This is a genomic window from Sphingomonas sp. Ant H11 (genome assembly GCF_000797515.1).
Taxonomy (GTDB): domain Bacteria; phylum Pseudomonadota; class Alphaproteobacteria; order Sphingomonadales; family Sphingomonadaceae; genus Sphingomonas.
In genome coordinates this window covers 34,936-57,030 of record NZ_JSBN01000031.1, presented here as the reverse complement: position 1 = coordinate 57,030, position 22,095 = coordinate 34,936, and the positions used below count along the sequence as shown (strand labels likewise).

Annotated in this window: 14 protein-coding genes and 4 pseudogenes; 11 read left to right on the top strand and 7 right to left on the bottom strand. The window is 63.5% G+C overall.

Annotated features, from left to right (window positions below; genetic code table 11):
- Position 1: 1 nt before the first annotated feature.
- The 7 genes and pseudogenes from trbE to NW75_RS07405 all read right to left on the bottom strand — a co-directional run bounded on the left by trbE (position 2) and on the right by NW75_RS07405 (position 7,483).
- Positions 2-2,446 (bottom strand): conjugal transfer protein TrbE, encoded by a 2,445-nt coding sequence (trbE, locus tag NW75_RS07435; protein ID WP_033964517.1) that lies wholly within the window; start codon positions 2,444-2,446, stop codon positions 2-4.
- Complete coding sequence (locus NW75_RS07430) at positions 2,440-2,700, bottom strand: VirB3 family type IV secretion system protein (protein WP_033964516.1); 261 nt, start codon at positions 2,698-2,700, stop codon at positions 2,440-2,442. The genes trbE and NW75_RS07430 overlap by 7 nt, the downstream gene beginning before the upstream one ends.
- On the bottom strand, positions 2,697-3,032 hold the full coding sequence (locus tag NW75_RS07425; RefSeq protein WP_033964565.1) for a TrbC/VirB2 family protein: 336 nt from the start codon (positions 3,030-3,032) through the stop codon (positions 2,697-2,699). The genes NW75_RS07430 and NW75_RS07425 overlap by 4 nt, the downstream gene beginning before the upstream one ends.
- A gap of 1 nt (position 3,033) precedes the next feature.
- Positions 3,034-4,032, bottom strand: coding sequence for a P-type conjugative transfer ATPase TrbB (gene trbB / locus NW75_RS07420; RefSeq protein WP_033964515.1), 999 nt, complete (start codon positions 4,030-4,032; stop codon positions 3,034-3,036).
- Complete coding sequence (locus NW75_RS07415) at positions 4,032-4,436, bottom strand: hypothetical protein (RefSeq protein ID WP_033964514.1); 405 nt, start codon at positions 4,434-4,436, stop codon at positions 4,032-4,034. The genes trbB and NW75_RS07415 overlap by 1 nt, the downstream gene beginning before the upstream one ends.
- 7 nt (positions 4,437-4,443) lie before the next feature.
- A pseudogene (locus tag NW75_RS07410) lies at positions 4,444-6,467 on the bottom strand (conjugal transfer protein TraG).
- Positions 6,468-6,628: 161 nt separating this feature from the next.
- Complete coding sequence (locus NW75_RS07405) at positions 6,629-7,483, bottom strand: HEPN domain-containing protein (RefSeq protein ID WP_231565034.1); 855 nt, start codon at positions 7,481-7,483, stop codon at positions 6,629-6,631.
- A 276-nt stretch (positions 7,484-7,759) separates the two neighbouring features.
- On the opposite strand from NW75_RS07405, the gene NW75_RS07400 reads away from it, so the two are divergent.
- The 11 genes and pseudogenes from NW75_RS07400 to NW75_RS07355 all read left to right on the top strand — a co-directional run bounded on the left by NW75_RS07400 (position 7,760) and on the right by NW75_RS07355 (position 21,977).
- Positions 7,760-8,956 carry a Fic family protein gene (locus NW75_RS07400; RefSeq protein ID WP_033964513.1) on the top strand — a complete coding sequence of 399 codons (1,197 nt, stop codon included), beginning with the start codon at positions 7,760-7,762 and terminating at the stop codon, positions 8,954-8,956.
- A 518-nt stretch (positions 8,957-9,474) separates the two neighbouring features.
- Positions 9,475-9,957, top strand: coding sequence for a nuclease-related domain-containing protein (locus tag NW75_RS28160; protein WP_081988669.1), 483 nt, complete (start codon positions 9,475-9,477; stop codon positions 9,955-9,957).
- Positions 9,905-11,056, top strand: a complete 1,152-nt coding sequence (locus NW75_RS07395) for a hypothetical protein (protein WP_052192286.1) — start codon at positions 9,905-9,907, stop codon at positions 11,054-11,056. Before NW75_RS28160 ends, NW75_RS07395 begins: the two co-directional genes overlap by 53 nt.
- A gap of 26 nt (positions 11,057-11,082) precedes the next feature.
- Positions 11,083-11,774 (top strand): annotated as a pseudogene (locus NW75_RS23585) (IS3 family transposase); the annotation flags it as partial.
- A gap of 622 nt (positions 11,775-12,396) precedes the next feature.
- Entirely contained in the window at positions 12,397-13,926 is a 1,530-nt protein-coding gene (gene ltrA, locus NW75_RS07380; RefSeq protein ID WP_171010570.1) for a group II intron reverse transcriptase/maturase, read from the top strand.
- Between the two features lie 67 nt (positions 13,927-13,993).
- Positions 13,994-14,454, top strand: a pseudogene (locus tag NW75_RS23580) (IS3 family transposase); the annotation flags it as partial.
- Positions 14,455-14,559: 105 nt separating this feature from the next.
- The gene (locus tag NW75_RS07370; protein ID WP_126845143.1) at positions 14,560-15,021 is read left to right on the top strand and encodes a hypothetical protein; all 462 of its coding nucleotides are present in this window, start codon (positions 14,560-14,562) and stop codon (positions 15,019-15,021) included.
- 345 nt (positions 15,022-15,366) lie between these two features.
- Positions 15,367-17,817, top strand: coding sequence for a TonB-dependent receptor (locus tag NW75_RS07365; RefSeq protein WP_137903051.1), 2,451 nt, complete (start codon positions 15,367-15,369; stop codon positions 17,815-17,817).
- A 293-nt stretch (positions 17,818-18,110) separates the two neighbouring features.
- Entirely contained in the window at positions 18,111-18,248 is a 138-nt protein-coding gene (locus NW75_RS24350) for a hypothetical protein (RefSeq protein ID WP_156142989.1), read from the top strand.
- 102 nt (positions 18,249-18,350) lie between these two features.
- A complete protein-coding gene (locus tag NW75_RS24345) occupies positions 18,351-19,379 on the top strand; it encodes a hypothetical protein (protein WP_156142988.1) in 1,029 nt (342 codons plus the stop codon).
- A 338-nt stretch (positions 19,380-19,717) separates the two neighbouring features.
- A pseudogene (locus NW75_RS07355) lies at positions 19,718-21,977 on the top strand (heavy metal translocating P-type ATPase).
- Positions 21,978-22,095 lie beyond the last annotated feature (118 nt).

Genomic DNA, 22,095 nt, shown 5'->3' with positions numbered 1-22,095 from the left:
CTCATTTTACTCCTTGGCTTGGGGGGACGGGAAAGTCGGCGAGGAGGCCGGCGGCCCAGTCGAGGCCGGCTCCCTCAAGGAAGCGCGCCGCGAAATCCTCGGGGCCGTGCTCAGCCAGCAACCCATCGATGCGGGCCTGGGTCGCGGGATCGGAGGCACCGCAGAGGGCCAGCGCAATCGGGCCAAGGCCCAGTTCGAACAGCCGGTTGCCGCGTGCGGATTGCAGATAATAATGCCGCTTGGGGGTAGCCCGACTGACCAGCTCGATCTGTCGCTCGTTGAGGCCGAACCTCTCATAGGCGGCGCGCGACTGCGGTTCGATCGCGCGGTCGTTGGGCAGCAATATGCGCTGCGGGCAGCTTTCGATGATGGCGGGCGCGATGCTGCTGTCGGCGATGTCGGCCAGACTCTGCGTCGCGAACAGCACCGCGACATTCTTCTTGCGCAGCGTCTTCAGCCATTCGCGGATGCGAGCGGCGAAGAGCGGGTGATCGAGGAAGATCCAGGCCTCGTCGAGGATCAGCAGCGTCGGCCGGCCGTCGAAGCGCTCCTCAAGGCGGTGGAACAGATAGGTCAGCACCGGGGCGACCACGCCGGCCTGTCCCATCAGAGACTCGGTCTCGAAGCACTGGACGTCGGCGAGCGCGAGATGCTGTTCCGCCGCGTCGAGCAGCCGCCCATAGGGGCCGTCGAGCGTATAGGCGGTGAGCGCGGTGCGCAGCGCATTCGATTGGAGCAGCATTGCGAGCCCGGTCAGCGTGCGCTCCTCCGGGGGCGCCGATGCGAGACTGCCCAGCGCCGACCAGACGGCGTCCTTCACCTCGGGGGTAACGATGACCTTCTCGTGCGCCAGCAGCGCCGCGATCCATTCCGCCGCCCAGCTCCGCTCGCTTTGATCGTCGATCCGGCGCAGCGGCTGGAACGCCAGCGTTTCGCTGCTGTCCGCGCCGAGGCCCAGTGCATGATGGGCGCCGCCCATCGCCAGCACCGCCGCGCGCGCCGAATAGCCCTTGTCGAAGATATAGAGTTGGGAGCCGCCGTAGCGCCGGAACTGCAGCGCGATGAGCGCCAGCAGCACCGACTTGCCAGCACCAGTCGGCCCGACGACGAGCATGTGGCCGACATCGCCGACATGGGTCGAAAGGCGAAACGGGGTCGATCCGCTGGTCTGGGCGTAGAGCAGCGGCGGTCCGCCGAGATGCCGGTTTTCCGTTGGTCCGGCCCAGACCGACGAGAGCGGCATGAGATGGGCGAGGTTGAGGGTATGGATCAGCGGCTGCCGCACATTGGCATAGGCCTGGCCGGGCAGCGACGAAAGCCACGCTTCGACCGCGTTGACGCCTTCGCGCTTGGCTGTGAAGCCAAGGCCGTTGACGATCCGCTCGACCGCGCGAACCTTGTCTTCGGCGCGGGCACGATCGGTATCGGCGACGGTGATCGTCGTCGTCAGATAGCCGAATGCGACATGATCGCCGCCGAGCGCCTGCAGCGCGAGATCGGCGTCGACCACCTTGTTGTCGGCGTCGCTATCGAGAAGCTGGACCGGCTGGTTGTACATCACCTCGCGCAGCAGCGCGGTGATCGACTTGCGCTTGTTGAACCATTGCCGCCGGATCTTCGTCAGCGCCTTGGTCGCGTCGGTCTTGTCGAGCGCGATGAAACGCGTGACCCAGCGGTAGCCAAAATCCTGGTGGTTGAGCGCGTCGAGGATGCCGGGCCGGCTGAGGTTCGGGAATCCCAGCACCGTCAGCGTGCGCAGATGGTTTGCGCCGAGCGTCGGCTCCAACCCGCCGACCAGCGGCGTGTCGGCGAGCAGCGCATCAAGATAGATTGGCGTTTCCGGCACGGCGACCGGGTGACGACGGCTGGAAACGGTGCCGTGGAGATAGGTCAGCGTCTCCGCGTCGCCCAACGCCCGCACCTCGGGCATGAAGCCCGACAGGAGATCAAGCACGCGGTCGGTCTCGGCGATGAAGCCGACGAGGCTGGCGTGCCAGTCCCGCCCTTTCGCGTCGTCGGGCCGCTCGACCAGTGTCCGTCCCGCGGCATCGCTGCTGTCGGCGGGCGGCAACCAGACGAGTGTGCCGTGGAAGCGGCTCTCGAAATGCTGGCCCTCGGCTTCGAACCCGGCACGCCGCTCCTGCTCGACCAGCCAGGATGCCGCATCGGGAAAGACGCTCTCGGGATAGCCGAGCGCATCGCGCCGCTCGGCCTCGAAGAACAAGGCCCAGCCCGAGCCGAGTCGCTTGAGCACATTGTTGGCGCGCGCACAGGCCGAGACCAGCTCCGCCTCGGTCGCGCTTTCGAGATCGGGACCGCGAAAGGCGAAGCTGCGCTGGAAACTGCCGTCCTTGTTAAGGACGACGCCGGGTGCGACCAGCGCTGCCCAGGGCAGATGATCGGCAAGCCGATCGGCACGCGACCGGTATTCCGCGAGGTTCAGCATGCCAGATATCCTTTCTGGCGCAGATGGCGGAGCAGCACGGGCACGAAGTCCGGGTCGCGGCGGGCGGCGAAGACCGCGATGCTGTGTCCGATGGCCCAGATCGCGATCCCGACCAGCCACTGCTGGAGACCCAGACCGACCGCGGCCGCGATCGTGCCGTTGACGATCGCGATACCGCGCGGCGCACCACCCAGCAGGATGGCTTGCCCCAGGCTGGCGTGGATCGGCGCCTCGAATCCCTCGATGTGGCTCACGCGACGAGCGCCCCGCCGCCGAAGCTGAAGAAGGACAGGAAGAAGCTCGAGGCGGCGAACGCGATCGACAGGCCGAAGATGATCTGGATGAGCTTGCGGAAGCCGCCGGCGGTCTCGCCGAACGCGAGCGCGAGCCCAGTGGAAATGATGATCAGCACCGCGACGATCTTGGCGACCGGTCCCTGGACCGACTCCAGCACCTGCTGGAGCGGTTGTTCCCACGGCATGCCCGCACCGCTCGCATATGCGCGGCTGGTCATGGTGATCGAAAGGCCGAGGATCAGGCCGGTGACGAAGAAGCGGTCGCGGTTGGGAATACGAACGGTGGTCATGTCAGTCTCCTTCATGGTCAGGGGTCAGGGTTGGGGTGAGATCCACGACGACGTAGTCGGCCTGCGGGTCGAGCCCGGCGACGCGGACGATCGTCTCGATGCGCCGCGCGGTGCCGCGCCCTGCGATGAACACGATCATGTCGATGGCCTCGGCGATCAGGCGGCGCGGTACGGTGACCACGGCTTCCTGGATGAGTTGCTCGACCCGGTAGAGCGCGGACGTCGCGCTGTTGGCGTGGACGGTCGCGATCCCGCCGGGATGGCCGGTGTTCCAAGCCTTGAGCATGTCGAGCGCTTCGGCACCCCGCACCTCGCCGACGATGATGCGATCGGGCCGAAGGCGCAGCGTCGAGCGCACGAGATCGCCCATGGTGACGGCGCCGGCCCGGGTCCTGAGCGCGACCGTGTCGCGTGCCGGCGATTGCAGCTCGCGGGTATCCTCGATCAGGATCACCCGTTCGTCGAGATGGGCCATCTCGGCGAGCAGCGCGTTGGCGAGTGTCGTCTTGCCCGAACTGGTCCCGCCGGCGACGAGGATGTTGCGGCGATCGACGACGGCGAGCGAGAGGAGGCGCGCCGCTTCCGCCGACATGATGCCGTCGGTCACATAGTCCATCAGCGTGTAGATGCGCGCCGCCGGCTTGCGGATCGAAAAGCACGGGGCGGTGGATACGGGCGGCAGGATTCCCTCGAACCGCTCGCCCGCACCAGAACCAAGCGGCGGCAGCTCAGCCGACACGATGGGCTTGTCGCCATGGACTTCGGATCGGACATGGGATGCCACCAGCCGGATGATCCGCTCGATCTGGGGCGCATCGAGCTTCACGTCGGTATCGACGCGGCCTTCGCCGAGGATATCGACGCGCAGCGCGCCGTCGGGATTGACCATGATCTCGATCACCCGCGGGTCGGCGAGCGCGGCGGCAATCGCCGGCCCCATCGCGGTGCGCAGCATGGCACGGCGGCGTTCCGCCGAGACGCTTGTCGTCTGGGCGGACATCATGATGCGCCTCCAGCGGGTTCGGCGGGCACCAGCGTGCGCTTTCCACCGGCAATGTGGCGGCCGACCTGCGAGACGAACGCCTCGAACCGGTCGCGGCCGATGGCACGGGCTGCTGCATCAGCTTCGGGCAACGGCGCCGTCACCATCAGCTGGTAGCGGACGAACAACGACAGGCTTTCTAGCAGCACATCGATGTCGCGCCGCGCGCCGGCGAGTTCGCGTGTCAGACGGTCGAGGCGAACCTTGAGGAGGTCGTCGACTTCCTTGGTGCCACGGCGCGCCAGCCAATCCTTCAGCGCATCGTTGACGAGGTGGCTCTTGTTGCCGCGCGGACCGGCCGCGAGCGCTTCCAGCGCGTCGCTGAGTTCGCGGTCGATATAGAGGTTCTGGCGGATCTTCATCGCGGCCTCAGAAGTCCGGAATGAGGTCGCGCTTCGCGCCCTCGTTGATGGCATGACCCCGGACGACGGCGTTCTGCCCTTGCGCCTGGTCCATGGCGCGCTTGTCGGCGGCGACATCGTCGTCGTCGGGCACGATCTGGGGATCGCGCGTTTCGGCGGCGTCGGTTGCTCTGGAGACCTGTTCGGGAAGGCCTGGATGGCGCTGCTGCTGCATGCCACCATCGTCCTCGCTGCCTGCGGCGTCCTCCGCCTGGTGCAGTCGGTCATCGGTGCCGCACACCTGGTTGGACCAGTCGTCGCCGCGCGACTTCGGCCGATCGGCATATTGGCCAGATGCCAGTTTGGGTGCGGCAGCCACGCGTGCGGCGAAGTTGCGGTCGCGGAAATAGCGCAGCTTGCGCGCCCGGATTGGCGCAAGCCCGGACACGAGCACAAGTTCTTCGTCGGGAGAAAGCTGCATCACCTCGCCCGGCGTCAGGAGCTGGCGAGCGGTTTCCTGGCGGCTGACCATGACGTGGGCGAGCCAGGGGGCGAGCCGGTGGCCGGCATAGTTGCGCATGGCACGCTGCTCGGTCGCCGTACCGAGCGCGTCGGAAATGCGTTTGGCGGTGCGCTCGTCGTTGGTCGCGAAGGCGACGCGCACATGACAATTGTCGAGAATGGCATTGTGGTCGCCGTAAGCCTTCTCGATCTGGTTGAGACTCTGGGCGATCAGGAAGGCACGAATGCCGTAGCCGGCCATGAAGGCGAGGCTGGTCTCGAAGAAATCGAGGCGGCCCAGCGCCGGGAACTCGTCGAGCATCATCAGGAGCTGGTGCCGGCGCGTGGACGTTCCGGGCTGGTCGAGCCGCTCGGTCAGGCGGCGGCCGATCTGGTTGAGCACGAGGCGGATCAGCGGCTTGGTGCGGCTGATGTCCGATGGCGGAATGACGAGATAGAGCGACAGCGGCCGTTCGGCCTCGATCAGGTCGGCGATCCGCCAGTCGCAGCGCGACGTGACCTCGGCGACGGTCGGATCGCGATAGAGGCCGAGAAAGGACATCGCGGTCGACAGCACGCCGGAGCGCTCGTTCTCACTCTTGTTGAGCAGTTCGCGCGCGGCGGAGGCGACGACGGGATGGACCCTGGGTTTCTTGTGGTCGCCGACATGATTGGTGGTCATCATCCGGCGCAGCGTGGCGACGAAGCTGCGCTGCGGATCGGAGAGGAAGGTCGCGACGCGCGCGAGCGTCTTCTCCTCCTCGGCATAGAGGATGTGAAGGATCGCGCCGACCAACAGCGAATGGCTGGTCTTCTCCCAATGGTTGCGGCGTTCGAGCGCGCCTTCGGGATCGACCAGGATGTCGGCGATGTTCTGGACGTCGCGCACCTCGTCGATACCGCGCCGGACTTCGAGCAGCGGATTGTAATGCGCCGATGCGGCGTCGGTCGGATTGAACAGCAGACAGTGCGAGAACAGCGCGCGCCAGCCGGCGGTCAGCGTCCAGTTCTCACCCTTGATGTCATGGACGACTGTCGAACCGGTCCAGGACAGCAAGGTCGGGACGACGAGGCCCACGCCCTTGCCCGATCGCGTTGGCGCGAACGCCATTATGTGCTCGGGGCCGTCGTGGCGGAGATAGCGGCCACCGAGCGTGCCGAGCATGACGCCCGCGTCGCGGTGCAGCCCGGCGCGCTCGATCTCGCGGGGGCTTGCCCAGCGCGCCGAACCATAGGTGGTGACGTTGCTCGACTGGCGGGCGCGCCACAACGAACCGAAGATCGCCGCAGCACAGCCCACGAAGCCGCTGGCGCCGGCGAGCATGCCCGCCTTGTCGAAGACGACCGGGGCATAGGCATCATAGTGATACCACCAGCGAACAGCGCCCAGGGATGATAGACCGGCACGCTACCGAGCCGGAACCAGGGCAGGCCGAGTTCGGGCTGATAAGCCAGCATCGCCGCTGCCCATTGCGTCGCCGCCCACACCCCCGCGATGACGATCGCGAAGACGACAAGGATCTGGCCGATGAGCAATTTGGTGGGTGTCACGTCGAAGCTCCCGCCCGCCGAACAGGATCGGCTGGGGCGGTCTCAGACTCGGTGACAGGCTCGAAAAACGGAACGGCGCTGATGGGCGCTGATGGGCTCGCGTCGGCCTGCTTTGGCCGAGAGGTGGAACCGGAAGCTATCCGGCAGGCGTCGTCCGGCGGTTAGAGGCCTGCGTCTGTTCGGAGCGTTTCGATGCGTTCGCGCGAAACGGTCTCGACGATGTCGCGAAGGTCGCGGACCGACTGTGAGAGGGCGCAGAGGTCGTCATTGCCGATCTCATAGCTCGCCGAATAACGCGCCTCGACATAGGCGCGCTTCAGAAGTTCAAAGCGGCGGCGGTCGACCCGGGTCGCACGCGGCCATGCCTCGATCAGGCGGGGTTCGCTGTCCTCAGCGAGCGAGCGCAGGAATTTGATGTTGTGCGAGCGCGGAAAATACAGGGTGCGAACAAGCAGGAAGCAAATATAGGCCCGCTCGGTCGCTTGATGGAGCAGGAAAGCCGCATCTTTCAATTCGCCCTCCTGAAGTGCGAATGCTGCCAGTTTGATCCCGCTGTCGATCTTGGCGAGCCAGTCTTGGAAGTAGGTGGAGGCCATCTCATAAGCATCGGCGGCCGTCAGTGGCTGCGGCGTGGCAAGTGCGCTCCCGGGCAATTCGTAGAGAACGATCCCGTCGCGGGCGATATCAACCCAGAAATATTCGCCCCGGCTTAGCGCTTGGTTCACCTCCTCCAGCGTGTGGACGATGATATTCACGGGTCGCGCGATTGCGGTGTCGCGCAGGATCTTGTCTTCGGCAACGTACCAGTAATCGGCGATATCAGTGAGATCGGGATGGCTGACGATGACCAGCAGATCATAGTCGGACTGGTAGCCATTTTCGGGTTCATCAACCCAATCGTCCCTCGCATAGCTGCCGAACAGGACGACTTTGAGGATGCTCCCGTTTTTCTTCCAGGGCTGGGTCGCGCGCGCCGTCGTCGCCTCGGCAAACTCGCCCATCAGCAATTGCTTCACCCGATCCAGTTCGCCTTGCTGGACCGAGGCAGATGATCAACATCAGAGCGCACGGCGACGATTCTCGCGAGAGACCAGGCGCTTGGCAAGCCTTGACCGCGTGCATGGACACGCCGATGGTCCCGCCTCACGCACGAGCACAGCCTCGTAGATATCGTACACGCCTGCGCATCGCCCCGTCGTCTCCCTTATTTAAGCCCGCTTACCTTAGCTTGTTTGCTAATTAAGCCAAGTGCCAGTTGCTTAAATAAGAGGTTTTCCGCATATTGGGTCCGCATGGTCGATCCTGAACCGAATCTGCGGCTGGGCCGCTTCGTCGAGACCCCCGTTGCGGGCGAGGTTGTGCGAGCCTTCGTGCCCCCACCGCTTCCACCAGCGCCACCCATCGACGTGCTGGGCCTCCTCGACCGTCTCAGTCTGGCCGAGCGCGCCTTGGGGCGCCTCGACGGTATCACCATGCTGCTGCCGCGCCAGGAGCTCTTCCTCTACATGTACGTGCGAAAGGAAGCGGTGCTGTCCTCTCAGATCGAGGGCACGCAATCGACCTTGTCGGACCTGCTCCGCTTCGAAACAGAGGCGCAGGCTGGCCAGCCGATCGACGATATCCGCGAGGTCTCGAACTATGTCGACGCCATGATGTACGGGCTCGATCGGCTGGAAGAGCTGCCGCTGTCGCTCCGTCTCATCCGAGAGATGCACGAACGCTTGCTGCAAAGCGGCCGGGGCGGCACCAAGAGCCCCGGCGAATTCCGCCGTTCGCAGAATTGGATCGGCGGCACGCGCCCAGCCAACGCGCTGTTTGTGCCACCGCCGATTACGGAACTCGATGGCTGCCTGGATGCTCTCGAACGCTTCATGCACGAGAGTGAATCTCGCCTGCCCGCCCTGATCAAGGCAGGTCTCCTCCACGTCCAATTCGAGACGATCCACCCGTTCCTTGATGGCAACGGCCGCATCGGCCGTCTGCTGGTGACGCTGTACCTCTGCGTCAACGGCGTCCTTCGCAAGCCGCTGCTCTACCTCAGCCTGTATCTGAAAACCCACCGGACCGACTATTACCGGCTGCTTCAGGAGGTGCGCGAGCATGGCGCATGGGAGGCCTGGTTGGACTTCTTTCTTGCCGGTGTCGCCGACACCGCCAACCAGGCTTTCGACGCCGCTACCCGCATAGTCGATCTTTTCAAGGACGATCGCGAACGCATCACGGCCCAGAGTGATCGCGCAGGCTCGGCCCTGCGGGTTCATGATCTTTTCCAGCAGAACCCGTTTCTCACCGCAAACCAACTCGTCGAACGAACAGGGCTCTCGGCGCCGACGGTTAATGCGGCGTTGGCAGACCTTGAACGCCTCGGCGTGGTCGATGAAATCACGGGCAAGAAGCGAGGCCGGGTGTTCGGCTATCGCAGATATCTCGCTATCCTCAGCGAAGGGACGGAACCGTTGTCATCCGCAGCATCAGGAATAGCGACTTAGTCCCGCGTCCGTCGCTCCAACGGGCCATCCATCAGCGCACGAACGAACGACCTAACGAACGCGCCATCGTTTTGCCGAATGTCGGCAACGTCGAACCTTGCGCACCGTCAGGATTTGACGGGCAATTGCTGTAAGCGATCGTTGGTTCACATGGAGGGGAACTAGGTCTGCGAGGTCCGCGAGGCCGTTCCGAACGGTCCGCTGGTGGCGAGCGGGCCTACCGGACACTATCACTAGCTCGCATCTACAAGGCTCTCCCGGCCAGGCAAAACGTCCAGAAGCCAGTGGAAATGCGAGAGATATCTATCCCGCGGGACGTAACCAAAGAACGCCTAAAGGTGATATCAATACATCTTCGTCATCGACGAACGGGAGGGCAATCGCCTATGGTTACCGTGGGGCAACTGGGCGCAATGTTAATGGGGGTGGCGGCGTGAACTTTTTCTTCGTGAGGACAAGGCCGGCGCACCGTTTCAATCAATCGCGCATCGCCGGACTTGGATTAGCGAGGGACGAAGTTGCGCGTTGAACATCTGCCCTGCGGGCCTTTTGCAAACCGGAGCGAGGAACTCGCTTATCGCGCCGTCGAGGCCCATTTTCGGGCAACGGTTGGCGAGGGCACCGTTTATGTTCTGACCAACCTGGCCCATGCGCTAAAGCCCGACGGTCAGCCCGACGAAATCGATCTGGTCGTGATTGGTCCTGGCGGCGCGACGGCGATCGAGGTCAAGCATTGGGATATTGGGCGGTTGAAGGGCCGTGCGCGCGAGTTCGAGCATCATGCCGACCTCATCACGACCAAGGCCAAGCGTGTAGCTACGCGCTTGCGACGCCTCTATCCCGAACTCAGCTACGTAGCAGCAGGCATGTTGCTTACCACCGGGCCGAAAAACGACTCGTCGCGATGGACAACTGCCCTCTGTCCGAGGGGTCAAGCTATACGGTCTGGTGGACCTCGAAGAGGCGTTTGCGGACATCCTTACGAATCGTGCGATCATTGATACCCATCGGCTGGCGAAGGAACTTGCGCCTTATGAGCTTTCCGTCACACGCGGTGAGTTGAGGCGCCTCGGCCGCTATGCCCAGCTTCAACGCCTGTCACCGGCTGAAGATCAGTTCGTGCGCGTCTATTCCGCGCAGGATGTCAGCGGTGGCGACCATGTGACAATCTACCTGTATGATTTATCAGCCAGCAGCGCCTCAAACGCGGAGAATCTGGCACGCCGTGAATTCGACACTGTCCGACGGTTTCAGAAATCGCCCGCACTTCCAAGCCTGGTCGACAGCTTCCAAGCCTTGCCCGACTATGCAGGTGAGCTGTTTTTCTTTTCGACCGCTGATAGCGCTGCGACGTCCATCGCTGAGGCGTCTACGGATCTAGATTGGACAATAGCTGGCCGGCTTGCCTTCGCTACGGCAGCTTTGCGCGAACTCTCAGATCTCCACGAGCCCACCCTGGACGGAGAGACGCTTGTTCACCGCTCTCTAACGCCGGAAACAGTGCGCGTCCGTTCGGACGGGCGGCCATTGTTCGCCGGATGGCGGTGGGCGAGATTGCCAAAAGCGGAGACGATTGCTGGCGCTGGCGCGAATGTCAGCGCTGACCAATATGCTGCGCCCGAGGTTCTACGGTCTGGCCTTGCCACGGCCGATGTACGGTCGGACGTGTACAGCCTTTGCAAGGTGCTTCTGGAACTCTTTACAGACGGCTCCGCCGAGGCCGACGACGCCTGTGTCATCCTGCAGCAGGGACTTAGCGACGCGCCCGCGCATCGAGCGCCCGCGCGCGAGATCGCCGACGCTCTGACAGCGGAAGCCGTTGTTCCAAGCCAAGCGAATCCCCCTAAATCACCGCTTCATTGGGACGAGGGAGCGATCATCGAATGGAATGATGAGCGGTTTCGGGTCGTTTCAAGACTTGGCGAGGGAGCGGCGGGCCGGACGTTCAAGCTTGAGCAACTCGATGGCCAGACTGACGAACCTATAGGCACATTTGTTGGCAAGGTTGTCCTTAATCCCGAGGTCGGCGAGACGGCACTGATCGCCTATCGCAAGATACGCTCCATTGAGCTGCTGCCGGTTTCGTGGACACCAAGATAAGGTGTTTTCGGAACCGGAGGGTGTAGATGCAACGACGGAAGTTCAGCCGAGAGTTCAAGCTCGAGGCGGTGAAGTTGGTCCGAGATCGCGGCGTGGCGGTAGCGCAGGCCGCGCGCGATCTGGACCTGCACGAGAACGTGCTGCGCAAATGGGTCCGCGAAGCGGAAGCTGATCCCCAGTCGGCGTTTCCGGGCAACGGTCAGATGAAGCCCGAGCAGCAGGAGATTGAGCGGCTACGCCGCGAGTTGGCCCGGATGAAGGCCGAACGTGACATCCTAAAAAAAGCCGCGGCCTACTTTGCCAGGGACTCGATATGAAGTTCGGGTTCATCGCAAAGCATCGAGGGATCTGGCCGGTGTCGTGGCTTTGCGGGGCGCTCGATGTCTCGCGCAGTGGTTTCCACGCCTGGCTCGTACGCGCGCCAAGCGCCCGGTCGCTGAGCGACGAAGCGTATGCAGGGAAGATCCGCGCCAGCTTCATCTCCAGCTACCGAACCTATGGCGCGCGTCGCGTCTGGCACGATCTCTTGGCCGAAGGCCTTTCATGCGGCCTGCATCGTGTCGAACGGCTGATGCGGATGCACGGCCTGATGGCGCGGCCTAGGCGCCGCGGTCTGCCCAAGGATCATGGCGAACGCTCGGTCATCGCGGGCAACGTGCTCGATCGGCAGTTCAGCGCCGACGCGCCGAACCAGAAGTGGGTGGCCGACTTCACCTACAGTGCGCCTCGAGCGCATATGTCTGGAATGCAAAGGAGAAAGGAGGAATCGAACGAATGCCTTGCCCTCTGCTGTGAGGGGGCATGAGCCCAAGCGGCGGTGACCTGCCGTCAACTGGCAGGGTGACGTAGCCCGCAGGTAAAGGGGATTGAGGCGAAGCCGTTACGTCAAGATGGTCCCCGAGGCTGTAGCGCTGGAAGGTTGAGGAACACGAACCGGTTAATCCGCATCCGAGGGCTAAAATGTCGCCTTCGCCTACACGGCTTAACAGGCGGAATGTTGATGGTGGCGCCGGAGACGTATGTCGGCGGCACCCGAGTGCGGTCGTACATGTAGCTCGCCCGCATGGAGTCATGGAGAGAACGCAGCCAGGCCATGGCATCGGCATCGACTTGCAGGACGCAAGGACAAGGACTGCGACCGGCAGCCTCCCCAGCGCGTGAAAGTCCAGCATATGAACGAGGGAAGGCATGATGGAATGCCAAGGGAGTTGACCCTGATGTCCACCATGCTGACGGAGTCCTCGTAGTAGTCCGCGACCGGGAAATCCGGCCACATGGCGAAGGGGGGCAGTTCAATCTGCTTGAAGTGCAAACTACCTGACCAAATGAGGTGAAGACCTTTGATAATCAGCGAAATGCAGCACAAGCTCGCGACATGGGCCGAGAGCGATCCAACCCGCCGGTTTGATCGCCTTCTCCGGCTCATTGCCGATCAGGCGTGGCTTGCCGAGGCCGCCCGGGTCGTATTGGCGTCAAGCGGCGCCCATACGCCGGGCATCGACGGAATGGATAAGCAGCGGATGCGGACAGGCCTTACGCAACATTTGGCCAGCCTGCGTACGGACCTGCTGGACGGGACTTACTGCCCGCAGCCGGTCAGGCGAATTTATATCCCGAAAGCCAATGGCAAGAAACGCCCATTGGGTATCCCGACCCTGAAAGACCGCATCGTCCAGCGCGCGATGCTGATGGCCATGGAGCCGATCTGGGAGAGCGATTTCCATCGCCTCTCCTACGGCTTCAGGCCGGAGCGCAGCGTGCATCACGCTGTTCGGACCGTGAAGATACAGTTGCAGGATACTGGTGCCGGGACGCGGGGCCGCTGGATCATCGAAGGTGATCTGGCGAGCTACTTCGACACGGTCCACCACCGGCTTCTGCTTCGTTGCGTCCGGCGGCGTATCCGGGACGACCGGTTTGTTGATCTGCTCTGGCGGTTCCTGAAGGCAGGCCACATTGATCGTGGCCTGTTCGTGGCCTCAAGCGAAGGTGTTCCGCAAGGCGGCGTTCTGTCGCCACTCCTGTCCAACATCATGCTCCATGAGTTTGATGCGTGGCTGGAGGCGAAATATCTGAGCGACAAGGCCCGGAAGGACCGCTGGGCATGGAACTTCGGTATCCAGCAGGAGCGCCCCATTACGGTTCGTGAGAACCGGCAATGGAAACCTGCTGTCGCCTACTGCCGATATGCCGATGATTTTGTCGTCATCGTCAAGGGCACCAAGGCACATGCCGAGGCCATCCGCGAGGAATGCCGGACCTTTCTGGAGGACGGCCTGAAGCTGACGTTGAATATGGACAAGAGCCATATCACCCACGTTGACGACGGGTTCGTGTTCCTCGGGCACCGGATCATTCGCAGGCGGGGATCAAGCGGACGCATGTCCGTGGTCTCAACGATACCCAAGGAGAAAGCCAAGACCTTCGCTCACCGCTTGATCGAGGCGCTCTCCGGCAATCATGATGTTGCCACGGTGGACATGATCGACAGCCTGAACCGCCAACTGGCGGGATGGGCTGCGTTCTACAAGTTCACCGACTTCACGGCGCGCACATTCCGGCGCATCGACACCGTCGTATTCTGGAAAATGGCGCACTGGTTGGCGCAAAAGTACCGCTCTCGCATCAAACCGTTGATGCGCAAATGGTACCGCGCCCCGGGCATCGGCCAATCGAAAACTTGGCTGCTGTACGGGCGAAGCAATCAGGGCAATGCCGTGGGTAAGGCGCTGCGGCGACTGGTCACAAGCCAGAAGTTGCAGTTCCGGTGGCGGAACCCGGAGCGAAATCCCTACATCTTCCGGGACGAACTCCGAAACACTGTCACCTCCCATTATCATGATGTCGCCATGGCCATGGGCCAAGGCTGAATGGAGAGCCGTATGCGCTGAAAGGTGCACGTACGGTTCGGGGAGGGGAAGCGCTGATGCGCTTCCTACTCCACTCTGGACCGCCGAAGGATGGCTGTACGCGGCCGCAGTGATCGATCTGTTCTCGCGGCGGGTGGTCGGCTGGTCGATGAGCGACACGATGACGGCGCAGCTCGTCACCGATGCGCTGGTCATGGCGATCTGGCGGCGCGGCAAGCCCGATGCGCTGCTGCATCACTCCGACCAGGGCAGCCAATATACCAGCGAGCAGTTCCAGCGACTGATGGCCGACAATGGCGTCACCTGCTCGATGAGCCGGTCCGGCAACGTCTGGGACAACGCGGCGATGGAGAGCTTCTTCTCCTCGCTGAAGACCGAACGGATCGCGCGCAAACCTACCGCACGCGCAATCAGGCAAGGCAGGACGTGTTCGATTACATCGAACGCTTCTACAATCCCATGCGCAGGCACTCGACCTTGGGCTATCTCAGCCCCATGGACTTCGAGAAGCAGGCTCATGTAGCCTAACTTGGTGTCCATGGGACCGGCAGCAGCTCAACGAGCGTCAATCGAAATGGGGAGGAATTCCCCGAAAAAAGATGTGTAAACCATCTATTCGAGAGAGGATGAACCATGAAAAAGCTTGCAGTACTTTGCGCTGCCGCCGCAATGACGTTGGCCGGACCGGCGTTCGCGCAGTCGTTTTCCCCATCGGGTGCTACCGTCACGGCGACGGGCGCGACCAGCTTGACCGCGCCTGGTTTCCCGACCCTCAATTGTGCAGCGACCTTTCGCGGTACCGTCAATAGCGACGGAACGGCGACGATCACCAGCGCCAGCTTTGTCGGCGGGCCGCTCGGTGCTTGTGCGCTAGTGCGGTTGACCACGCCGTTCACGCTCGTTCCAACGTCGACGACTTCGGTCAACGTCAATGGCCTCGAAGTGACCGCGCCGGTATCGTGCGGTCCCGCCAATGTCAGCGCGACCTGGGCCAATGGAACGCCGTCGCACTTCGATATTCCGACGGCCACGATCAGCCCTGGCGGCTGCACGGTCACCGCGCACCTGACCGTGTCGGGCATCACGATCATCTGACCGACGACGATCGGGGGGATCGTTCGTCCTCCCGGTTCCGTCGAAGTGTGATCCCGTTCCTCGTCGATCCCGGTGTGCCGGTGCATCGGGATCGACACGGGGGTGGTACCGCATTCCGGTGTAAAATGAGGGGGGCGGATCAACCGGCGGGGATTGCCCCAGGATGATGTGTGCGTGTCGGATTTGAAGGTAACCCACCCAGCCACTCCGCGAAAAGGTCTGGCCGGTTCCTCCGGTTGCGCGCTTTGGGCAGTCGGCGCGATCTTAGGCGGATGCTCTGCGGCAGCGGCGGCGCAAGTCTCAACGCCGACTGCCAGCCCTGTAGCGGGGCCACTGCCGGCCCCGGTGAACGCGGCGGACCGGGCTCCTCGGACGGACGATAGAGACGACATCATCGTTACGGCGCGGCGCGGTGACGCGGTTGTACCACCGGAAACCGAGCTGGGCGCGGACGACATCGCAGCATATGGCGCGGATACGATCGCGGAGTTGCTAGGCGTCATTGCCCCATTGATCGATGGAAGCGGCAGGGCACCTGTGCTGCTGGTCAATGGAAAACGGATCGGCGCGGCAGCGGGCGTCACCGGATTCCCGCCCGAGGCGCTCGCGCGGCTGGCGATTTTGCCGCCGGGGGCGGCGTCACGATATGGCTATCCGGCCGATCAGCGCGTGGTCAATCTGGTCTTGAAGCCGAAATTCGCCAGCTGGGACGGCTCCACCGGCGTGACGCTTGCAACGGCGGGTGGGCGCGACAGCGAAAACGGTTCGGTGAGCCGCGTCGTGATCGACGGGGCGACCTACTGGAACGCGCAGCTTCAGCTGTCCCGCGACAGCGCCCTTCGCAAGAGTGCCCGACCTTTAACCTCGCCTGCGGCTTTGGTTGATCTGGCGGCGCATTTCGCCGCGCCGGATGGAGGAGAAATCGATCCGGCGTTAAGTCGGATCGTCGGCCGCACTGTTGCCGTCGTCGACATTCCCGCGATGGCGTCGGGGCACTCGCCCAACCTGGCAGCGCTTGCGGCCGCCGCCGCTTCCAATGTGCGGTATGACAATCCCGACGATGTTGATGCGTTGCTTCCCGGCGGTCGGACACTGGGGATCAATCTGGGGGTTACCCGTCCGCTCGGCGGGTTTTCCTTATCCTTGAACACAAATTTCGCGGTCATCGGCAGTATTCAGCAGCTTGGATATCCCGCCCAGGCGCTTCACCTGCCAGCGGGCAGCCCGTGGTCGCCGTTCGCGCGCGATGTCCTGCTGATACCGGCTTTGTCGGGCGTCATATCTACCGCGCGCCAGGATACCGCCACGTTCGGCGTATCGAGCACGCTTGCAGGCTCTGTCGCGGGCTGGAATGTGAACCTGGTCGCAAACTACACCCAAAGCTGGAGCGACAGCCGCTTCGATCGAAGCGGAGATCTTACCGCTGTGCAAGCGCGCATCGATGCACATGATTCAACCTTCAATCCCTATGTCGCGCTGCCGCGCGCGACGCTTATCACCACGGACCGGGTGCAGTCGCAAACGCGCGGTCTTGACGTAAAAGTGATCGTGGACAAAGCGGTGGCGACGCTCCCGGCCGGACCGCTGACGGTGAACCTCGCGACCGGGGGCAGCCACGTTGCGGTGGGCAGCGATGCCCGCGACACCGCGAATGCGTCGCTGCCCGGCCTGCGTCGTACGGAAATTAACGCCCAGGCCGGTTTCACCGTGCCGCTGACCCGGCGGCGCGAAGGTCCCGGTGCCGTATTGGGTGAGCTGTCGGCCACGGTCACGGCTGGGATGGCTGGCATCCTCGGCAGTACGGTGCAACGCCAGCTCGACAACGCGCTCAGCTGGTCGCCCGCCGCCACGGTCCAGGTGTTTGGCGACTATAGTATCGCAGAGGACGCGCCAGACGTAGCCCAGCTAAATGCTCCGCAAACTCGGACGGTGGTTCGCCTCTATGACCCTGTTCGGCAGGAGGTCGCCGCGCCGATCTGGCTCAGCGGCGGCAATCCAAATTTGCGCCGCGGGTCGAGGACGAATTTTGTCCTGAAAGGGGCGTGGCGACCCCTGGGCGGGCAGGGACTGACGATCAATCTAGGCTATCAACGGCAAATCGCGCGTGGCGGCGCGACGGGCTTTCCGCAGTTGACGCCGGCTGTCGAGGCGGCGTTCCCGGATAGGGTCATGCGAAACGGAGCCGGGCAGCTGATCGAGATCGATGCGCGCCCGATCGCGATCGAGCAGGACGATAAGGCACAATTGACCGCAGGATTTACGCTGCTCTGGAACCTCGGGCGCGCGGTCGCCCCCGCCCAGGAGCGGCAAATACGCGCAGGAAACTGGCGGTTTTCGGTGGCACTCATCCATCATTGGCAATTGGAAAGTCGGTTGACGATCCGTGCGGACCTTCCCGCCCTGGATCGGCTTGGGGGGGATGGCGGACAGCCGCGCCATTTGCTGTCGGCGCAGGCGGTGGCGGGTAAGCGTGGTATGGGAGTGACGCTAAACGGTCGCTGGCAAAGCGGCGTCCGTATCCGCAATTTGGCCATTGCCGCTGGGAGGGGCGACAATGCGTATGCTGCGCTGGCCCAGCTCGATCTGGATCTGTTTCTCGAGCCAGCGACGCTTTTCGGCGCGCGTTTCGACCGGGGTTGGGCAGCAAACACACGGCTTTCGATCAACGTCCAAAACATGTTCGATCGGTTCCAACGCGTAACGCTCGCCGACGGAACCGTGCCAGCCGGTTACGATCGCTACCAACTCAACCCGCTTGGCCGAACCGTGCAAGTAACGTTCCGGAAGCATTTGTGAGGAGGCGCTTGCCGACCCGCAGACCTGGCCCTGCGTTCGGGGATGTGACCTCCCGCCCGTCGGTGGCGCGCGGCGTTGGGGATGTTCTCCAGGAGCGGTCTCGAGGCTGGTAGCATCAATGAAAGGCTTTGCGACAATTACGCCCAGAGCAAGATCGGATCGACTTTAAGAGTTTATTGATGCTGTTGACAAAAATACTCTCGCGGAAAAGAATAGATCGCTGTAAAAATCGTAAAACCCTTGGGGGCATTTGTCGCGCACGCCAGTGACGCAGGACTGGAAGGATTGGTATCATGCCGCGTTTGTCGGGAATGGTCCACATCACGTCGATCGAGGACCTGCATGGCGACATGGCCGGTGCCAGCCAAGATGCGATGATCTCGGTTCTTGGTCGTCGGAGAATACCGCTGACCTGCCAGCGCAGCCAATAGACAGGGTCGGCGACACAAAGCACGAGTCCGGCTTCTGGACGCTGTCACGATAGGCGAGAGGCGGACTGGCACGGGCAGAGCAAGGAAAGGGGGACGGGGCGCATGAGGCTTTTGGATCCATCGACATGGTTTGCTGCGGCGAAACCGGTGCCGCCAGTACAACCGCCCACCGAGGTGAGGGTTCATGAATGGAAGCAGGCCGAGATCCTCTGGCGAATCCGCAAGGCGGACACGGCTTCGCCGGCGGACCCCATCATCGCAGCAGAGCTGGACAAGATCTTCTACGATAGCAGCGGGAATCTCAACGAGGCCGACTGGTCCCGGATCAACGAGGCGGAAAGTCTGCTCGGCGCTGTCCTCACCGATGTCCAACTGAGATCGCAATACTCGATCCTGCTGACATTGGCGGCCACGCGAGCGCTTCCCTCGCTCAGTACCTATCCAAACCGGTCCGCATTCGGATTGCTCGGTCTGGATGACAAGCGGGATATCTACGGTGCGCTTCTGTACGAGCTGCAGTCCGGCTTCATCGGCGGGCGTTTCATCCGCCGACTGCGAGCCGAGGCCGCATCCACCTTGCTGCGCTACGGCATTATCATTGCCGCGATCACGATTCTGGTTCCCTTTCTATGGCTCTTCTTCACGTGGCTCAGCCTACCGAAGAAAGCTCTTTTGGAAGGAGGCGCGGTGATCAACGAGACCATCTTCGTGCTGCTGGCGGTCGCGTGCGCCGGCGCGCTTGGCGCATTCTTTAGCCGTGCCATGAAATTTCAGACAGACAGCGCCGCGCTGACCTTCGACACGGTCATTCAGACTTACGTTTCCCGCATGCTTTGTCTCCGCCTGCTCTGCGGAATGACCGGGGCGATTTTCTTCTACTTCTTCATCTGCGGAAAATTTGTCGGCGGAAACCTCTTCCCGGCTCTGAGCTCCGGCATGGTGACAGAGCAGACGATCTGGACGTTGCACTTGGCCGGCCCCGTTACCAAGGGCCTCGCCAAGGTTAAGCCCGAAGATCTTCGTGCGGCGTCCGAACTGTCGCCAACGGTGGAGTTTGCCAAACTTCTGGTCTGGTCGTTTTTTGGCGGGCTTCTCCGAACGGCTCGTTCCGGACACCTTGGCGAGCCTTGAAAAGAAATCGGCCGACGCATTGCAGGCTCCCGGTGCGAAGCCGTAACCGAAGGCATCGAACGGCCTTCTCGACGCGACGTATGCCTGCAGCCAAGACGGCTGATTTCTGCTCGCCATAATGATCTGCGAGATAATCAACGAACAGGCGCGTGCGCGCAGGCACGTTCGGGCCGCCTAAGAACGTCCTTGCGGCGATATTCTGCGACCCTACTTTCTACGGTGCGGTCGCCGAACGGAGCGCGCCGTTAGCGCTCGCGGGAAGGAGCAATATGGCGGATCACCCGGACCACATGGTCCACGCCTCCGATACACGAAGCGCCAAAGATCCGGTCTGCGGGATGTCCGTCGATCCGGATACGGTGCCGCATCACGCCGATCATGCAGGGCGGCGGTATGCGTTCTGTTCGGCGGGCTGTCGCACGAAATTCGTGGATGACCCGGGGAAATATCTCTCGTCCGATGCCCCCCCGGCGGTATCGCCATCGCTTGTCTCAATGTGGACGTGCCCGATGCACCCGCAAATCCATCGGGATGGGCCAGGCACCTGCCCGATCTGCGGCATGGCGCTCGAGCCCGAACAGCCTTCGCTGGACGACGTAGCGAACCCCGAGCTTATAGATTTCACACGGCGCACATGGGTGGCAGGTGTCCTCAGCGTGCCGTTGCTGGCGATATCGATGCTCGCCGAGATGCTGGGCCTGCACTTCGTGCCGCCGGCCTGGTCGCCCTGGATCCAGCTCGGGCTGACCGCACCGATCGTGTTGTGGGCGGGCTGGCCGTTCTTTGTGCGGGCCTGGACGTCGGTGGTAACGCGTCATCTCAACATGTTCACCCTCGTCGCGCTCGGGGTGGGGGGCGGCGTTCTTCTACAGCTTGGTGGTGACCGTCGCGCCGGGCATCGTCCCTGCGACCTCTCGCATGCACGGGGCGGTGCCGGTCTATTATGAAGCGGCGGGCGTCGTCGTCACGCTCGTGTTGCTGGGGCAGGTGCTCGAATTGCGCGCGCGCGCGGCGACGGGGCGGGCAATCCGCGCGCTGCTCAATCTGGCCCCCAAGACGGCGCGGCGGATCGCCGCCGACGGAACGGAAGAGGACGTCGACCTCGCGCTGGTCAAAGCCGGCGATCGATTGCGCGTTCGACCGGGAGAAGCGGTGCCGGTGGACGGGGTGGTGGTCGATGGACGGTCCTCCGTCGATGAATCGATGCTGACCGGTGAGCCTGCTTCCGTGCTGAAAGCCGATGGGGCGGTTGTAACCGGCGGCACCGTCAACGGCACCGGATCGCTCGTCATCGAAACGCGGGCGGTGGGATCGGACACGGTCCTCGCGCGGATCGTGAAGATGGTGGCCGAGGCGCAGCGCAGCCGTGCGCCGATCCAGGCGGTCGCGGATCGCGTATCTGGCTGGTTCGTTCCGCTGGTGGTGGCGATCGCGGTCGCGACCTTCGTGGTATGGAACCTGACCGGGCCGGAGCCGCGCTTCGGCCAAGCGCTGCTCAACGCGATCGCGGTGCTGATCATCGCCTGTCCTTGCGCGCTGGGGCTGGCGACGCCGATGTCGATCATGGTCGGCACCGGGCGCGGGGCGGCCGCTGGCGTGCTGATCAAGGATGCCGAGGCGCTGCAACGCATGGAACGCGTCGACACGCTGGTAATCGACAAGACCGGCACGTTGACCGAGGGGCGTCCAATCCTGACCGCGGTGGAGACCGCCGGGGGTTTCGAGCGCACGACGGTGCTCTCGGCGGCGGCGGCGGTCGAGGCCCGGTCCGAGCATCCGCTGGCGCGGGCCGTGGTGTCCGCCGCCAAGCACGAGAGACTCTCGATCGAACCCGTCGACGCGTTCGATTCTCAGACCGGGCGCGGCGTGAGCGGCAGCGTGGCCAGCCGTAGTGTGCTCGTCGGCAACGCGGAACAAATGACCCTGGCGGGTGCCGACACCGCCCCACTCGCCGATGCGGCGGATCGCTATCGCAGCGAAGGGGCCGGGGTCATGTTCGTTGCGATTGACGGGCAACTTGCGGGGCTGCTGGTGGTCGCGGATCCGATCAAGCGATCCGCGCGCGCTGCGGTCGCCGCGCTACGCGCCGAGGGGTTGAGGATCGTGATGCTCACGGGCGATGTCGCTGCTACCGCGAACGCAGTGGCCGTCGCGATCGGCGGAATCGATGAGGTTCATGCCGGGCTGAAACCCGCGGACAAAGCGCGCATCGTCGGCGAGCTGAGGGCAAAGGGCGCGATCGTGGCGATGGCGGGCGACGGCATCAACGACGCCCCCGCCCTGGCTGCGGCCGATGTCGGCGTGGCGATGGGCACCGGCACCGACGTAGCGATCGAGAGCGCCGGTATGACGCTGACCAAGGGCGATCTGGCCGCGATGGTCCGGGCGCGGCGGCTGGCAAAGGCGACGATGCGCAACATTCGGCAAAACTTGCTGTTCTCGTTCCTGTTCAACGGCATCGGCGTACCGGTCGCGGCGGGCGTGCTCTACCCGGTCGCGGGCATCCTGTTGTCGCCGATGCTGGCTGGCGCGGCGATGGCACTGTCGTCCTTCACCGTCGTGACCAACGCGCTGCGATTGAATGCCGTGCGGCTGTAGCTCGGGATGGCGGCAGCGTGGCGCGACACCTGCTCGCCTTGAAAAAGGGGCGGTACGGCTTGCTCATTGTCGGCGGGGGGCTGCGATCTCCCCGCGATGCGACGATCGTTCGGGCTAC

What these genes read in the sequence shown, in the direction of transcription:
- trbB (WP_033964515.1), bottom strand. Translation starts at nt 4,032, where the DNA reads ATGTCCGCCCAGACGACAAGCGTCTCGGCGGAACGCCGCCGTGCCATG.
- NW75_RS07425 (WP_033964565.1), bottom strand. Translation starts at nt 3,032, where the DNA reads ATGACCACCGTTCGTATTCCCAACCGCGACCGCTTCTTCGTCACCGGC.
- NW75_RS24350 (WP_156142989.1), top strand. Translation starts at nt 18,111, where the DNA reads ATGCCGCGTTTGTCGGGAATGGTCCACATCACGTCGATCGAGGACCTG.
- NW75_RS07415 (WP_033964514.1), bottom strand. Translation starts at nt 4,436, where the DNA reads ATGAAGATCCGCCAGAACCTCTATATCGACCGCGAACTCAGCGACGCG.
- trbE (WP_033964517.1), bottom strand. Translation starts at nt 2,446, where the DNA reads ATGCTGAACCTCGCGGAATACCGGTCGCGTGCCGATCGGCTTGCCGAT.
- NW75_RS07370 (WP_126845143.1), top strand. Translation starts at nt 14,560, where the DNA reads ATGAAAAAGCTTGCAGTACTTTGCGCTGCCGCCGCAATGACGTTGGCC.
- NW75_RS24345 (WP_156142988.1), top strand. Translation starts at nt 18,351, where the DNA reads ATGAGGCTTTTGGATCCATCGACATGGTTTGCTGCGGCGAAACCGGTG.
- NW75_RS07400 (WP_033964513.1), top strand. Translation starts at nt 7,760, where the DNA reads ATGGTCGATCCTGAACCGAATCTGCGGCTGGGCCGCTTCGTCGAGACC.